Genomic DNA, 15,795 nt, shown 5'->3' with positions numbered 1-15,795 from the left:
GGGATTCGAACCCACGGTAGGGTCGCCCCTACGCTTGATTTCGAGTCAAGTACATTCGACCACTCTGCCACCTCTCCTGGTGGTACATTTTCTTACAGCAGCGTTGTTTGGCGGAGAGGGTGGGATTCGAACCCACGGTAGGGTCGCCCCTACGCTTGATTTCGAGTCAAGTACATTCGACCACTCTGCCACCTCTCCGTTTTCCCACCTGCTGCTGCGAGAAGGCAAGATTATAGCAGGCCGTTGGGAAAAGGGAAGGAGTATTTACGCCTTCAGGTGAGTTAATCCACCCATGTACGGACGCAGCACCGGCGGGATCTCCACCGAGCCGTCCGCCTGCTGGTAGTTTTCCAGCACGGCGACCAGCGTGCGCCCCACCGCCAGGCCCGATCCGTTGAGCGTGTGCAGCAGCTCCGGCTTGCCCTGGGCGTTGCGGAAGCGCGCCTGCATGCGGCGCGCCTGGAACGCTTCGCAGTTCGACAGCGACGAGATCTCGCGGTAGGTGTTCTGCGCCGGCAGCCACACTTCCAGGTCGTAGGTCTTGGTGGCGCCGAAGCCCATGTCGCCGGTGCACAGCGACATCACGCGGTACGGCAGGCCCAGCCGCTGCAGGATGGTTTCCGCATGGCCGACCATTTCGTCCAGCACGGCGTACGAGGTGTCCGGATGCACCACCTGCACCATCTCGACCTTGTCGAACTGGTGCTGGCGGATCATGCCGCGCGTGTCACGGCCGTAGCTGCCCGCCTCCGAGCGGAAGCACGGCGTGTGCGCGGTCATCTTCAGCGGCAGCGCGTCGGCCGCCACGATCTCGTCGCGCACGATGTTGGTCAGCGTGACTTCCGAGGTCGGGATCAGGTAGAAGTTCTCGCCCTCGCCCTCCGCGCCGCCCTTCTTCACCGAGAACAGGTCGGCTTCGAACTTGGGCAGTTGGCCGGTGCCGCGCAGCGAATCGGCGTTGACCATGTACGGGGTGTAGCACTCGGTGTAGCCGTGCTCGTCGGTGTGGGTGTTCAGCATGAACTGCGCCAGCGCGCGGTGCAGGCGGGCGATGCCGCCCTTCATGACCGAGAAGCGCGAGCCGGTCAGCTTGGTCGCCACGTCGAAATCCAGGCCCAGCGGGGAGCCGACATCGACGTGGTCCTTGACTTCGAATTCAAACGTGCGCGGCGTGCCGACCTTGCGCACTTCGACGTTGCCGCTTTCATCCGTGCCGACCGGGACCGATTCGTGCGGCAGGTTGGGGATCGCCTGCATGAAGTCGGCAAGCTTGGCCTGCACCGCCGACAGCGCCGTTTCGTTGGCCTTGAGCTCGTCGCCCAGGCCGGCCACTTCCGCCATCAGGGCGGTGGTGTCCTCGCCCTTGCCCTTCATCATGCCGATCAGCTTGGACTGCGAGTTGCGCTTGCCCTGCAGCTCTTCGGTGCGCGTCTGGATCGCTTTGCGTTCGGCTTCGAGGGCGTTGAACCCGTCCACGTCGAGCTGGAACTTGCGGGTCGCCAGGCGCGCGGCGACGTTGGCTATGTCTTTACGGAGAAGTTGGATATCAATCATGGGGAACAAGTGCCGTGGTATCGAAAACGACAATTGTACCAAGAGGATGCCACTTCCCTGCGAGTTTTGAGCAGCCCGCCGGCTGCGGCGCTTACAGTGCGGCTTTTTCGGCGGCGGTCAGGCGCTTGGCGGTCACGGTGACCACTTGCATCTTGGCGCTCGCAACAGCCACTTTGGCGGCCGGGGCGGCTGGCGCGACGGCGGTGTCGGCGGCGGTGGCGAAGCTCGTGGCGGCGGCCAGCACGGTGGCGGCGACGAAGATGATTTCCATGTTTTTAGCGATGTTCATGATGTGCTCCTTCAGGTAGTTGCTTCGGTATGGTTGTACTGTACCTAAAGGCCGTATGGGCCACCATCGGGATGCGACGAAGCGCCGGAAACGGCGCCTGAACTGCAAAAAACCGGCGAAAAACGAACGATTCAGGCGGCGCTGCGCAGCCCGCCGGCCTGGCCGGCGTGGCGGTGCACCAGCTCGCCCAGCGTGACGATGGCGGCCTCGGTGCGCGGCCCCCACGGGTTGCCGCAGTTCAGGCGCAGGTAGTTGCGGTAGTTGCCGGACGCGGAGAACAGCTGCCCCGGCATGAAGGCCACGCCCTGCTCGATGGCGTCGCCGTGCAGGGCCAGCGCGTCGACCTGCTCCGGCAGGCCGACCCACACCACGAAGCCGCCCTGCGGCTCGGACACCGTGCACTGCGGCGGGAACGCTTCGCAGATCGCGTCCGACATGCGGGCGATACGCTGCGCCAGCGCGCGCCGCATCTTGCGCAGCTGGTTCTCGTAGGCGCTGCCGGCCAGGAAGTCGGCCAGCACGGCCTGGAAGAAGTGGCTGGTGGCGCCGCTGGAGACCATCTTCAGCACCGCGATGTCCTGCGCGTAGCGCCCCGCCACCACATAGCCCACCCGCGAGCCGGGGCTGATGGCCTTGGAGAACGAGGCGCACAGCATCACATGGCCGCTGCTGTCGTAGGCCTTGACCGGCCACGGCCGTTGCGGCGCGAAGCACAGGTCGCCGTAGACGTCGTCCTCGATCAGCGGGATATCGTGGCGGCTCAGCAGCTGCGCCAGCCGTTGCTTGTTCGCCTCCGGCATGATGCAGCCGAGCGGGTTGTTGGCGTTCGGGATCAGCAGCACCGCCTGCACCAGGCCGGCCTTCATCGCCAGCTCCAGCGCGTCGATCGACGGCCCGGTGGCCGGATGGGTGGGGATCTCCAGCGCCTTCATGCCCAGCGACTCGATCAGCTGCAGCAGCACGAAATAGGTGGCCGATTCGATCGCGATGGTGTCGCCCGGCTTGGCCACGGCGCGCAGGCACAGGCTGATCGCCTCGGTGCAGGAACCGGTGACGACGATCTCGTTCAGATCCAGCCGGCCCCACTCCAGCGCGCGGCGGGCGATCTGGCGGGCGAACTCCGGGTAGTTGGTCTCGTAGCAGCTCACCGTGCTCAACAGGGACGAATCGCGGCGGGCGACGGCCGCCACGGTCTTCTGCATGCGCTTCATCGGCAGCAGCTCGTGCAGCGGCCAGGCCGAGCCCATCTGCACCAGCCCGCTGGCCTCGTTGGCCTTCAGCACCCGCATCAGCAGGTTGTTGATGCCGACATAGGCCGGCTCGCGCAATGGCTCGGCGTCGGTCGTCACCGCCATCATGCGCGCCCGGTGGCGCACGTAGTAGCCCGCCTGCGGCCTGGCCTCGACCAGGCCGCGGTCCTCCATCAGCCGCAGCGCCTGCATCACGGTGCTGACGGACAGGCGCTTCTGCTGCGCCAGGTGGCGGATCGACGGGAGGCGGTCGCCCGGGGCGAACACGCGGCTGGCGATCAGCCCGCCCAGTTCGTTGGCCAGTTGCTCGTACAGGTTGAGGTGAGTGGACATCCGTGTATTGTGGCCCCGCCCTGCCCGGTCGCGACAGGTACAGCGGGTGCAAATTTCGACCATGACAGTTTAGTGCAATCGCCTGTGTGACGGTCACAATTTCGATTTGCTGCATCTGTCATGGCCGCGCGCCGCTGGCTATGCTGGTGGCACGATGAACCACGCAGGAGCCGCCATGAAACCGGAACTACTCGCACTGACCCAGGGACAGGCCGAATACCGCCTGTCGGAGAACCATCCGCTGCGCATCGCCGGCGCGGGCGGGCGCCACATCGAATGCCTGGCCGGCACCGCCTGGATCACCGCCTACGGCGAACACACCGACTTCATGCTGCGCCAGGGCCAGCGCTTCGAGGTGCCGAACGACGGCCTGATGCTGATCGACGCGGTCGGCTGCGGCACGGTGCGCGTGCGCCTGCCGGCCGACACCGAGGTGCCCAGCGGCTGGCTGGCCTTCCAGCGCAGGTTCGCCAGCGCCTTGCACGATGTAGGATTTCTCCTACGCAACTAATCGTGCGCCACGTACTTTCCGGACTATGTACGATGCATCAACAATACAGACACCGAGGAGTACGATTTTGAATACACCATTGCTGAAAACCGCCGCCGCCGGCGCCGTCCTGCTGCTGGCCGCGGGCTGCTCGACCATGGGCGGCCAGGGCGCGGCCAAGGACGAGGCGCCGCCGCCGGCCAATCCGGCCTTCGCCAGCGAGATGGCCAAGTTCAACGCCCAGTTCCCGAACGCCAAGGCCAGCAAGTATGAGGACGTGTCGCTCAACTTCAACAACTCGAACAAGCTCGACGAGCGCGGCAACTGCCACGACAAGTCCCGGTATCCGGTGGTGATCGTGCTGACGCTGGACGCCAGCGGCAAAGTCACGCGCAGCACCACCGACGTGGAGAACAGCAAGGCCGCCTGCTTCCGCGAGGCCTACGCCTCGGTGCAGCTGCCGGCGCCGCCGTTCGCGCCCTACCTGAAGCCGATCAAGCTGCGTTGACGATTCAGGCCGCCGCGTCCTGCTCGGCGGCCTCGTCGTTGTCGGCCGGCTTCTCCAGCCAGGCCAGCACCACCTGGTTGAAACGCTCCGGCTGGCGCAGCATGGGCCAGTGGTCGGTGTTGAAGCCCACCACCTTGCAACCCTCTTTGGCCTCCAGCTTGTCGGCCCACTCGTCCGAATGGAACATGAAGGGCTTGCGGGCGCCGTAGATGAACAGCATCGGCACCTTGGGCACGAACGGCACCAGCGAGCGGTAGGAGCCGGCCTCGCCGGCCGCCATGATGTAGTACGGGAAGTTCATCTTGACGCTGATGTATTCCATCGGCGACGGCACGTGCAGCGCGCGCGCCATGTAGCGCGTCATCATATTGCCGATCGGCCCGCCGATCGCCCAGGCCAGCGCCAGCGTGCCCTGGTAGCCCTTGACCATCATCTTCTGCGACAAGGTGCGCGAGCGCTCCACCGCCTTCGACTGGGCGTCGCCGATGTCGACGCCGATGATCGCCGACACCGCCTGTTTGTTGCGCATATAGTACTCGTAGCCGAACACGCAGCCCCAGTCGTGCAGCATCAGGATCACCTTCTGCTTCTGGTTCACGCTGTTGACGATGTAGGAGATCAGGCGAATGGTGGCGTCGAGCGAGTAGGCGCGGCGCGGCTTGGCGATGTCGAAGCCCGGCAGCGTGAAGCGCACGCAACGGTAATGCTGCTTGAGTTCCTCGACCTGGGCGTCCCACACGCGGTAGGTGTCCGGCCAGCCGTGGATCATCACGATGGTCTCGCTGCCTTCGCCTTCGATATGGACTTCGATGCCGTCAACCTTAGTCACCTGCTGCATTGCTTTCCTCTGCGTCGTCTCGTTGATCCTTTATCTTACAACATTTGAGACGGCACTCCGGCTAGGTCTTGACCCGCGCCCGCAACACCCGCTCCGCGCCGACCATGTTCACGGCGAAGCCGTTGCGCCCCGCGGCCTTGACGCCATACAGCGCCTGGTCCGCCGCGCGCATGACCTCGTCGACCGACACGGCCGAGCTGGTCGTCAGCGCGATGCCGATGCTGGCCGTCACCTTCAGCTGCGCCGTACCGTTCAGGAAGGGCTGCTGCATGGCGTCGAGTATCTTGCGGCCCAGCACATCGATCTCGGTGTTGGAGGCCAGCTGCTCGAACACGATCACGAACTCGTCGCCGGCCAGGCGGGCCACCGTGTCCGTGGTGCGCACCGCGGCCGTCAGGCGGTGCGCGAACTCCACCAGCACCTCGTCGCCGGCCGCGTGGCCCAGCGTGTCGTTGATGCTCTTGAAGTGGTCGATGTCCAGGAAGGCCAGGCCCACCTGCTGGCCGGCGCGCGCGGCGCGGGCCAGGGCCTTGGGCAGGAAATCGTCGAACATCCGCCGGTTGTTAATGCCGGTCAGGACGTCGGTGGTGGCGATGCGGTGCAGCTCCGCCTCGGCCCGCTCGCGCCGCTGCGACAAGGCATAGAACGCCCGGCTCAGGTGGCCGAACTCGTCGCCCCGGTCCACATCGAACACCTCGATGCCGGCGCGGCCGGCGCTGATGTCCTCCACGTGGTTGTGCAGGCGCTTGAGCGGACGCAGCAGTTTCTTGGTGATCCCCCAGCCGAACAATCCCGCCAGGCCGGTCAGCATGGCCGCGCCCAGGAAGGCCCGCCAGCGCACGCTGCGCATGGGCGCGAACGCGCTTTCGGTGGGATACGACAGGGCGATGTTCCAGCCGGCCTCGCGCAAATGCTTATGCACCAGCAGCACCGGCTCGCCGCCGTCGAGGATGCCGTCCTGCCAGCCTTCGCCCCCTTGCAGCGCCGCCTCCAGCACGCTGCCGGGTTCGGGCTCGGTCTTCTCCAGTATCCTGCTGCGGTCGGGGTGGTGGATGATCACGCCCTCGTCGGTGACGATGAACAGATAGCCGTCGGAACTGGAGCGCAGCGAGTCGATCTGCGCCGAGAACGAGGGCCGCAGCAAGTCGATCGCGCCCAGCAGGATGCAGACGATCTTGCCGTCGGCGTCGCGCAGCGGCTGGGTCAGCACGATCACCGGCCGCCCGGACAGCACGCTCTTGAACGGCGCCGACACCACGCCCTCCTGCAGCCGCAGCGTCTCCTGGAAATACTTGCGGTCGGCGATATTGATGCGCTTGGCGTTGCGGTCGCGCAGGCTGGCGACCAGCGTGCCGGACGCGTCGAAGGCGGAGACGTTGAAAAATTCCTCGCGCAAGGTCTCGTGCGTTTCCAGTTCTTCCTGGACTTGACCTAGCGTCAGTTGATGGGCCTGGAACTGCTCGGCCAGCAACCTCAACAGTTGGCGTTTATCCTGCAGGTCGCTGTCGATCAGGGCCGCCGCGCTGGTCAGCAGCGACAGTTCCTGGCGGGCGATCACCTGCCGCAGCTCCGACTCGGCGATCAACAGCGAAATGCCGCCGCTGCCTGTGCCGGCAACCAGCACCAGCGCAATCACCAGCGCGCTGATCTTGAACTTGAAGCTTAAGAAAAAACCAAATGAAGGCCGCATGAGCACTCCTGTGTAGCAAGTCCGTCAGGACACTGCGGAGCGAATGGCCAGGCCATCGTTGCACGCGGGAGTTCGGCGGCGCCAGGTGTTACAAGTATATTACGCCGGTTTACGATTGACCCGGCACCGTTGCCAGGCAACAACGCAATTATTGCACCATGGTCCAGAACATGGCCAGTATCGCCAGCGCCATGGCCGCCGTCGCGCCCCAGCCCAGCACGCGCAGGCGGCGGCCGATCACGAAGCGGCCCATGATGGACGTCCGGCCGGACATCAGCATCATCACCACCATGATGGGCAGCGAGATCACGCCGTTGATCACGGCGCTCCAGTACAGCGCCTTGATCGGGTCGACCGGCGTGAAACCCAGCCCGATGCCGACGATGGTGGCCAGGGCGATGATGCCGTAGAAGCCCTTGGCCTGCGAGGCGGTCTTCTCCAGCCCCTTGGTCCACCTGAAGGCGCCGGCCACCGCGTAGGCAGCCGAGCCGGCCAGCACCGGCACGGCCAGCATGCCGGTGCCGACGATGCCGGCGCTGAACAGGGCGAAGGCGAAGTCGCCGGCCAGCGGACGCAGGGCGGTGGCCGCCTGCGCCGAGGTCTCGATCGACGCGATGCCGTGCCGGTGCAGCGTGACCGCCGTGGTCAGCATGATGAAGAAGGCCACCAGGTTGGAGAAGCCCATGCCGATCACCGTGTCGACCTTGATGCGCAGGAAGCTGGCGCCCGCCTGGTCCGGCGCCTCGATCAGCGGCCGCGCTTGCGGGGAGGCTTGCATGTCCTCCACCTCCTGCGAGGCCTGCCAGAAAAACAGGTAGGGGCTGATGGTGGTGCCGAACACCGCCACCATGGTGGTGATGTAGGCCGGCGACCATTCCAGATGCGGCAGCACGGTGGCCGCGGCCACGTCCAGCCAGGGCACGTGGACGGTGAACACCGTCGCCACATAGGCCAGCAAGGCCAGCGTCAGCCACTTCAGGATGCGCACGTAGCGGTGGTAGGGAATGAACACCTGCAGCAGCAGCGAGATCACGCCGAACAGCGCCGCATACCAGCGCGACGAGCCGCCGGCGATCAGCGTCATGGCCTCGCCCATGGCCGAGACGTCGGCCGCGATGTTGACCGTGTTGGCGACCAGCAGCAGCGCGACGATGACGCGCACCAGCCAGGCGGGGAAATGTTCCTGGATATTGCCGGCCAGCCCCTTGCCGCTGACGCGCCCGATGCGCGCGCTCACCACCTGGATGCCGACCATCAGCGGATAGGTAAGGAAAATCGTCCACAGCATCTGGAACCCGAACTGCGCGCCGGCCTGCGAATAGGTGGCGATGCCGCTCGGGTCGTCGTCGGCGGCGCCGGTGATCAGGCCGGGGCCCAGCTTCTCCAGCCAGGTGGCGGCGCCGTCGCGCTCGGGCGCGGCAACGGTGTGGTCAGCATTCGGCATGATTCATCCAATAAGTAAAGGCCGCCCGGACTTGGGCGCGGCCAGCGCCGGCATCTTCGCCGAGCTTGCGCAGGGGGGCCATCTTATCGGAAATTTTGCTTTCAAGGCTGCGCGGCATGGGCCGATGCCAGCCGGGCTCGTGCAAATCATCGGGGAGTCAGCTTACTTTTTGCAGGCTATCTCGAATACATTTTCGCCCGCATGCTGCCCCTTCCTCCCAGTGACCGAGCATTCCTTGATGTCATCAGGCAGACGCGTAGCCATGGACACTTCCCCCATCGCCCCGTAATCGCAACGCAGCCATTTGCCCTCGGGGTATGGCCCTTCGAGCGAATATTTTTGGACCCATGATGTCTTGGTTCGCGGCCCATCTTCGCCGCGAAGGATTCCAAGGCGCTCGGGAGGACCATCGGCAGGTGCCGCACCGCTAAGATACATCGGCGAACCAACAAAGGTTTTCCAGCCCTGCCGTGGACTATCGACCTTTACCGAGGCCGTTGGCAATTCTTGAGGGCATTCATACCGCACCGCACCGGCCGCCGCCTGCCCCATCTGCACGAGGCAGCATAGCCCTATCGAAATTCGATATAACTTCATGGCTTACTCGATGATGAAAAACGCATCAGCGTTATCCGTGGGGTTAATGAAGTTACCGCGGGCATCCTTACCCTTGCGACGGATGAAACGCTTCCCGATCTTATTTTTGTCCGGCCATTGGTCGAGGATGTAGATGCCATCCGATACTTGTCCCATGTAGAAGGCCGAATGATTGCCATGGTTGCGGCCGGGCCACTTGCCGTCGACGAAATTCGCAATCGCAGTTCCCCGCACAATGCTTTTGTTCCCGACGACCGCAGCGCCTTGCCTCCAGCGCCCGGTCCAGCCAGCATTGGTATAGGTTTTGATGAGCGTAACACACTCAGCATCGCCCACCTTGTCCTTGCCTTCCAAAGTCGCAACATCCTTGTACACAAATGGCATTTTGAACCTCCATGAAATGGATTTGGCAGATGCGGTTTGCAGCCGCCGCGAGAGCTCCCATCATCGACTTGGTTGCTTCAGAGCGTCTTGACAAATCCCATGGCGGGCAAGGTACCAACGTCCCTCAACTGGAAATAATAAAAAAGCACCCAATTGGGTGCTTCTCTTATTCCTTCCTGGCCTCCTCATCCCACTTCTTCAACTGCGCCAGCTTCTCGCCTATCTTGATTTCCAGGCCGCGCGGCACAGGCTGATACCAGCCTGGCTCGCGCATGTCGTCGGGGAGGTAGGTTTCGCCGGCCGCGTAGGCGTGCGGCTCGTCGTGGGCGTAGCGGTACTCGTGGCCGTAGCCGAGCTCCTTCATCAGCTTGGTCGGCGCGTTGCGCAGATGGACCGGCACCTCGCGCGACTTGTCCTTCTTGACGAAGGCCATGGCCTGGTTGAAGGCGTTGTAGCCGGCGTTGCTCTTGGCCGCGATGGCCAGGTAGATCACGGCCTGCCCCAGCGCCAGCTCGCCCTCCGGCGATCCGAGCCGCTCATACGTGGCGGCCGCGTCGTTGGCCAGCTGCATCGCGCGCGGATCGGCCAGGCCGATGTCCTCCCACGCCATGCGCACGATGCGGCGCGACAGGTACTTGGCGTCGGCGCCGCCGTCCAGCATGCGGCACAGCCAGTAGAGGGCGGCGTCGGGATTGGAGCCGCGCACCGACTTGTGCAGCGCCGAGATCTGGTCATAGAAATTGTCGCCGCCCTTGTCGAAGCGGCGCGCGTTCAAGGTCAGCGCGTTCTGGATGAACTCGGGCGTGATCTTGTTGGTCTTGGCGGCGTTGGCGGCCGTGCTGGTCTGCTCAAGCAGATTCAGCAGCCTGCGGCCGTCGCCGTCCGCGTAGCCGATCAGCGTGTCGATGGCGGCCTCGTCGAACTCCAGATGCGTGAGCACCTTGGCGCGGGCCTTGTCGACCAGCTGGCGCAGCTCGGACTCGTCGAAGGAATGCAGCACGTAGACCTGCGAGCGCGACAGCAGCGCCGAGTTAACTTCGAACGAAGGGTTCTCGGTGGTGGCGCCGATCAGCGTGACCAGGCCGGACTCGGCATACGGCAGCAAGGCGTCCTGCTGCGACTTGTTGAAGCGGTGGATCTCGTCGACGAACAGGATGGTGTGCTTGCCCATGTCCAGGTTGTGCTGGGCCTGCTCCATCGCGGCGCGGATGTCCTTCACGCCCGAGAACACGGCCGACAGGGCGATGAACTCGCACTCGTAGGCGTTGGCGGTCAGGCGCGCCAGCGTGGTCTTGCCCACGCCCGGCGGGCCCCACAAGATCATCGAGTGCGGCTGGCCCGACTCGAACGCCAGGCGCAGCGGCTTGCCCGGCCCCAGCAGGTGGTGCTGGCCGATGACGTCGTCCAGCGTCTTGGGCCGCAGGGCCTCGGCCAGCGGCTGGCGCGGTTCGGTGGAAAATAAGTCTGCCATGATCTTTAAATGGAAAAACGCCGCAGCGTCGCGGCTGCGGCGTCGTCACCCGCGACGGCAGGCGTTAGTTATTATTGAATACGTCGGCGCCCTTCGGCATGACGAATTTAAAACTCGTCGCAGTCAGCGCCGGATTTTTTTCGATCTTGCGGAACGACAGCACCGAGGTCTGGCCGAACGAGTCCTTCAGCTCCATCGCTTCCGGCAAGCCGTTGCGCAGGCCGATGGTGATTTGCTCGAAGCTGGTGTCCTTGGCTTTCGGCACGGCCTTCAGCCATTCCAGGCCATCCTTGTTGCCGGCCTCGGACAAGGTGAAATTCTTCTCCAGGTCGTTGCTGCCGAACAGGATGGCGGCCGGCGACGAGCCCAGCGCGTCGCCCAGCTTCTTCACCGTGACCTGGTTCAAGTCCTTGTCGAAGATGAACAGCTGGTCGCCGTCAGCCTGCAGCACCTGGTCGTAGGGCTTCACGTAGGTCCAGATGAACTTGCCCGGACGGGCGAACACGAAGGTGCCGGTGGCGGTGTTGGACGCCTTGGGCGTTTCGCCGTTGGTGTTCTTGACCTGCTTCTGCGTGAACTCGCCCTTGGCGGCCTTGGTCGAGGCGACGAAGGATTTGAACTGCTCCAGCGCGCTGGCCTGGGCCAGGGTCGCGGCCAGCAAGCCGGCGGTCAACACCGCGATATGTTTGAAACGCATCATACTGTTTATCCTATTTTATTCCGCACTGGCGGCCGGCACCAGGATGTCGCGGTTGCCGTTCGATTGCATGGCGGAGACAACTCCGCTGTTTTCCATTTGTTCCAGCAGGCGCGCGGCGCGGTTGTAGCCGATGCGCAGATGGCGCTGCACCAGCGAGATCGACGCGCGGCGGTTCTTCAGCACCACCTGCACCGCCTGGTCGTACATTGGATCGGCCTCGCCGCCGCCCTCGCCCGCCTCGCCGCCCGCGCCGCCGCCCTCGCCCTCCAGCGTGCCGCCTTCGAGGATGCCGTCGATGTAGTCCGGCTCGCCGGTGGTCTTCAAGTGCTTGACCACGCGGTGCACCTCGTCATCCGACACGAAGGCGCCGTGCACCCGCACCGGCAGGCCCGTGCCCGGCGGCATGTACAGCATGTCGCCCATGCCGAGCAGCGTTTCCGCGCCCATCTGGTCCAGAATGGTGCGCGAGTCGATCTTGGACGACACCTGGAACGCAATGCGGGTCGGGATGTTGGCCTTGATCAGGCCCGTGATCACGTCCACAGATGGGCGCTGCGTCGCCAGAATCAAGTGCAGGCCGGCCGCACGGGCTTTCTGCGCGATACGGGCGATCAGCTCTTCCACCTTTTTGCCGACCACCATCATCAGGTCGGCCAGCTCGTCGATGATGATGACGATGGTCGGCAGTTTTTCCAGCGGCTCCGGCGAATCCGGCGTCAGGCTGAACGGATTCGGGATGTGCTCTTCCTTCTTCTTGGCCTCGGCGATCTTGGCGTTGTAGCCGGCCAGGTTGCGCACGCCCAGCTTGGACATCAGCTTGTAGCGGCGCTCCATCTCGTTGACCGCCCAGTTCAGCGCGTGGCCGGCCTGGCGCATGTCGGTCACCACCGGCGCCAGCAGGTGCGGGATACCCTCGTACACCGACATCTCCAGCATCTTCGGATCGATCAGTATCATGCGCACGTCGGCCGGGTCGGACTTGTACAGCAGCGACAGGATGGTGGCGTTGATGCCCACCGATTTACCCGAGCCGGTGGTGCCCGCCACCAGCAGGTGCGGCATCTTGGCCAGGTCGGCCACCACGGCCTTGCCGGCGATGTCCTTGCCCAGCGCCACGGTCAGCGGCGACGGGTTGTCGTTGTAGACCTTGGAGCCGACGATCTCGCTCAGGCGCACGATCTGGCGCTTGGGGTTCGGCAGCTCCAGCGCCATGTAGTTCTTGCCGGGGATGGTCTCGACCACGCGGATCGAGGTCAGCGACAGCGAACGCGCCAGGTCGCGCGCCAGACCGACGATCTGGCTGCCCTTGACGCCGGTGGCAGGCTCGATCTCGTAGCGCGTGACCACCGGACCCGGATAGGCCGCCACCACCTTGGCCTCGACGCCGAAGTCGGACAGCTTCTTCTCGATCAGTCGGCTGGTGAATTCCAGCGTCTCGATGGAGACGGTTTCCTGCACCTCGGCCGCCTCGTCCAGCAGGGACAGGGCCGGCAAGGCGCTGTCGCCGCTCAGGTCCTGGAACAGATTGGCCTGGCGCTCCTTCTCCACCCGCTCGGACTTGACCACCGTGACCACCTGCGGCTCGATCTTGACCGGCGGCGCGGCCACGGGATGCTTCTCCACATGCTTGGCGCGCTCGATGACCACCACCTCCTCGCGCTTGACCGCCGCGACCTCGCCCTGGCGGCGGTCCTCGCGGTACTGGTAGCGCTGGATGAACCAGTCGATCATCAGCTCGATGCCGCCGCCGATGCGCTCGGCCAGCGTCAGCCAGGAGACGTGGAAGAACAGGCTCAGGCCCAGGCCGAACAGCAGCAACAGCAGCAGGGTCGCGCCGGTGAAGCCGAACGCGACGTGCGCCGAATGGCCGATCAACTGCCCCAGCACGCCGCCCGGCGCACGCGGCAGCTGCACGTGCAAGGTGTACATGCGCAGGTATTCGAGCCCGACGCTACCGATGAACAGCAGCACGAAGCCGATCGCGCGGATCAGCGGTTCCTGGGCGTGTTCTGGATCAGGTTCGCGGGACAGCACATATTTCTGCGTCAGCCGGCGATAACCCAGCCAGACGATGCGCAGCAGGCAGAACGCCCACCACCAGGCCGAGAAGCCGAAGATATACAGCAGCAGGTCGGACAGCCAGGCGCCGGCCCGGCCGCCCAGGTTGTGCACCTTGGGCACCAGCGTTTCGTGGGACCAGCCGGGGTCCAGCTTGTCGTAGCTGACGAGGATCAGCACGAAATACAAGCCCAGCACGGCCAGCGCCAGCCAGCGCGCCTCCGACAGCAGCCGCACCAGCCGGTTGGGCAGGGGCTGGCGTTCGGTCGGGGTGCGGGTATAGGCGGAAGAACCGGAGGAAGTGGCTTTTGGCATGCGTTCCTGAACTTTTTTACTGCTCATAGGTATAAAGGTGTTGCAATCTTATCGATCAGGAAATTCAGATATGGCTATTCTAAGGCATATGGGCCACAACAGGCCCGACGATTCATCCTGACCGGCTGCTTGCACTATAATCTTGCATTGCCTGCGTGAATGCAAGAGCGGCCGCCGTCCGGCCGTCCTTGCCGTCACGAAAAATGCCCCCAAATTCGGATTAATCCAACATATTAAGAAGCCTTCCATGACCACTCCTAAACACGCCCGTGTACTGATCCTTGGCTCCGGCCCCGCCGGCTACAGCGCCGCCATCTACGCCGCGCGCGCCAACCTGAAGCCGATGCTGGTCACCGGCGTCGAGCAAGGCGGCCAGCTGATGACCACCACCGACGTGGAAAACTGGCCGGCCGATCCGATGGGCGTGCAGGGCCCGGACCTGATGCAGCGCTTCCTGCAGCACGCCGAACGCTTCAACACCGAGATCGTGTTCGACCACATCCACACCGTCAAGCTGCAGGAAAAGCCGATCCGCCTGATCGGCGACAGCCATGAGTACACCTGCGACACGCTGATCATCGCCACCGGCGCCTCGGCGCAGTACCTGGGCCTGCCTTCGGAACAGGCGTTCATGGGCAAGGGCGTGTCGGCCTGCGCCACCTGCGACGGCTTCTTCTACCGTGGCCAGGAAGTGGCCGTGGTCGGCGGCGGCAACACCGCCGTCGAGGAGGCGCTGTACCTGTCCAACATCGCCACCAAGGTCACGCTGATCCACCGCCGCGACAAGTTCCGCGCCGAGGCCATCCTGATCGACCGCCTGAACGCCAAGGTCGCCGAGGGCAAGATCGTCATCAAGTACAACCACACGCTGCAGGAAGTGGTGGGCAACGACAGCGGCGTGACCGGCATCAAGATCGCCTCGACCGACACCGGCGCCGTCACCGACGTGACCGTGCACGGCCTGTTCATCGCCATCGGCCACAAGCCGAACACCGGCATCTTCGAAGGCCAGCTGGACATGCACAACGGTTACATCAAGACCAAGACCGGCACCGAGGGCATGGCCACCGCGACCAGCGTGCCGGGCGTGTTTGCCGCCGGCGACGTGCAGGACCACATCTACCGCCAGGCCATCACCAGCGCCGGCACCGGCTGCATGGCCGCGCTGGACGCCCAGCGCTACCTCGAAGGCCAGGAGTAAGTCGTGGGCTTGAAAGACTTCGCCGACCTGAAATCCCTGGCCAAGCAGCTCAAGGAACAGGCCGACGCGCGCGCCGCCGCCGAGGCGGAGCGCGTCAAACAGGAGAAAACCCGGGCGGTGGAGGCCAACATCTTCCAGTCCAGCGTGGGCGGCGTCAAGCGCATGCCGGTGTCGGACCGCTACGTGCCGTCGCTGCCGAAAGCGGCCGCCACGGCCGCCGCGCCGGCCCGCAAGCTGACCCAGGCCGAGGACGATGCGGCGGTGCTGCGCGAGTCGCTGTCCGACCTGTTCGAAGTCGACCACTACCTGGAGGACGACCCGGCGCTGAACTATTCGGCACCCGGCGTGGGTCCGGACGTGGTGAAGAAGATGCGCAAGGGCCACTGGCCGGTACAGGACGAGCTGGACCTGCACGGCCTGCGCCGCGACGACGCGCGCGACGCCATCGGCGATTTCCTGCGCAAATCGGCCATGCGCAATTACCGCTGTGTGTGCGTGATCCATGGGCGCGGCTTCGGCTCCAAGGGCCAGGAGCCGGTGCTCCGGTCCATGGTGCACAGCTGGCTGGTGCAGAAGGAGGAAGTGGTGGCCTTCTGCCAGGCGCGCTCGTCCGAAGGCGGCGAAGGCGCGTTGATCGTGCTGCTGCGCGCCGCGCTCAAGCCGGTGCGCTAAC

The 15,795-nt window shown here is 64.7% G+C and carries 15 protein-coding genes and 1 tRNA gene; 4 read left to right on the top strand and 12 right to left on the bottom strand.

Annotation, left to right across the window (positions count from 1 at the left end; translation table 11 throughout):
• Positions 1-108: 108 nt before the first annotated feature.
• From AC07WS_RS14875 to AC07WS_RS14860, 4 genes are all read right to left on the bottom strand, one after another.
• Positions 109-198, bottom strand: a tRNA-Ser gene (locus tag AC07WS_RS14875).
• A gap of 66 nt (positions 199-264) precedes the next feature.
• Complete coding sequence (gene serS / locus AC07WS_RS14870) at positions 265-1,554, bottom strand: serine--tRNA ligase (protein ID WP_494729830.1); 1,290 nt, start codon at positions 1,552-1,554, stop codon at positions 265-267.
• Positions 1,555-1,645: 91 nt separating this feature from the next.
• Positions 1,646-1,843 carry a hypothetical protein gene (locus AC07WS_RS14865; protein WP_494729829.1) on the bottom strand — a complete coding sequence of 66 codons (198 nt, stop codon included), beginning with the start codon at positions 1,841-1,843 and terminating at the stop codon, positions 1,646-1,648.
• Between the two features lie 131 nt (positions 1,844-1,974).
• Positions 1,975-3,426: an aminotransferase-like domain-containing protein gene (locus AC07WS_RS14860; protein WP_494729828.1), complete on the bottom strand. Its 1,452-nt coding sequence runs from the start codon at positions 3,424-3,426 to the stop codon at positions 1,975-1,977.
• Between the two features lie 175 nt (positions 3,427-3,601).
• Here AC07WS_RS14860 and AC07WS_RS14855 point away from each other — a divergent pair, with 175 nt between their 5' ends.
• Positions 3,602-3,937, top strand: a complete 336-nt coding sequence (locus tag AC07WS_RS14855; RefSeq protein ID WP_494729827.1) for a DUF2917 domain-containing protein — start codon at positions 3,602-3,604, stop codon at positions 3,935-3,937.
• 67 nt (positions 3,938-4,004) lie between these two features.
• Positions 4,005-4,424 (top strand): hypothetical protein, encoded by a 420-nt coding sequence (locus AC07WS_RS14850; protein ID WP_494729826.1) that lies wholly within the window; start codon positions 4,005-4,007, stop codon positions 4,422-4,424.
• Positions 4,425-4,428: 4 nt separating this feature from the next.
• Here the strand turns inward: AC07WS_RS14850 and AC07WS_RS14845 are convergent, their stop codons facing one another.
• The 8 genes from AC07WS_RS14845 to AC07WS_RS14810 all read right to left on the bottom strand — a co-directional run bounded on the left by AC07WS_RS14845 (position 4,429) and on the right by AC07WS_RS14810 (position 13,921).
• Positions 4,429-5,262: an alpha/beta fold hydrolase gene (locus AC07WS_RS14845; RefSeq protein WP_494729825.1), complete on the bottom strand. Its 834-nt coding sequence runs from the start codon at positions 5,260-5,262 to the stop codon at positions 4,429-4,431.
• A 61-nt stretch (positions 5,263-5,323) separates the two neighbouring features.
• Entirely contained in the window at positions 5,324-6,952 is a 1,629-nt protein-coding gene (locus tag AC07WS_RS14840; RefSeq protein ID WP_494729824.1) for a diguanylate cyclase domain-containing protein, read from the bottom strand.
• Between the two features lie 148 nt (positions 6,953-7,100).
• The gene (locus AC07WS_RS14835) at positions 7,101-8,396 is read right to left on the bottom strand and encodes an NRAMP family divalent metal transporter (RefSeq protein ID WP_494729823.1); all 1,296 of its coding nucleotides are present in this window, start codon (positions 8,394-8,396) and stop codon (positions 7,101-7,103) included.
• 162 nt (positions 8,397-8,558) lie between these two features.
• Entirely contained in the window at positions 8,559-8,993 is a 435-nt protein-coding gene (locus AC07WS_RS14830) for an STY0301 family protein (protein WP_494729822.1), read from the bottom strand.
• A 3-nt stretch (positions 8,994-8,996) separates the two neighbouring features.
• Entirely contained in the window at positions 8,997-9,377 is a 381-nt protein-coding gene (locus tag AC07WS_RS14825; RefSeq protein ID WP_494729821.1) for a BPSL0067 family protein, read from the bottom strand.
• 166 nt (positions 9,378-9,543) lie between these two features.
• Positions 9,544-10,848, bottom strand: a complete 1,305-nt coding sequence (locus AC07WS_RS14820; RefSeq protein ID WP_494729820.1) for a replication-associated recombination protein A — start codon at positions 10,846-10,848, stop codon at positions 9,544-9,546.
• A gap of 64 nt (positions 10,849-10,912) precedes the next feature.
• On the bottom strand, positions 10,913-11,548 hold the full coding sequence (gene lolA / locus AC07WS_RS14815; protein ID WP_494729819.1) for an outer membrane lipoprotein chaperone LolA: 636 nt from the start codon (positions 11,546-11,548) through the stop codon (positions 10,913-10,915).
• 15 nt (positions 11,549-11,563) lie between these two features.
• Positions 11,564-13,921 (bottom strand): DNA translocase FtsK, encoded by a 2,358-nt coding sequence (locus tag AC07WS_RS14810; RefSeq protein ID WP_494729818.1) that lies wholly within the window; start codon positions 13,919-13,921, stop codon positions 11,564-11,566.
• Positions 13,922-14,168: 247 nt separating this feature from the next.
• Here AC07WS_RS14810 and trxB point away from each other — a divergent pair, with 247 nt between their 5' ends.
• On the top strand, positions 14,169-15,122 hold the full coding sequence (gene trxB / locus AC07WS_RS14805) for a thioredoxin-disulfide reductase (RefSeq protein WP_494729817.1): 954 nt from the start codon (positions 14,169-14,171) through the stop codon (positions 15,120-15,122).
• A 3-nt stretch (positions 15,123-15,125) separates the two neighbouring features.
• A complete protein-coding gene (locus AC07WS_RS14800) occupies positions 15,126-15,794 on the top strand; it encodes a Smr/MutS family protein (protein WP_494729816.1) in 669 nt (222 codons plus the stop codon).
• Position 15,795: the final 1 nt, after the last annotated feature.

Source organism: Duganella sp. GW821-FHT01E12, assembly GCF_059422325.1.
The sequence above is the reverse complement of the archived record's forward strand: the minus strand, read 5'-3'. Positions and strand labels throughout refer to the sequence as shown.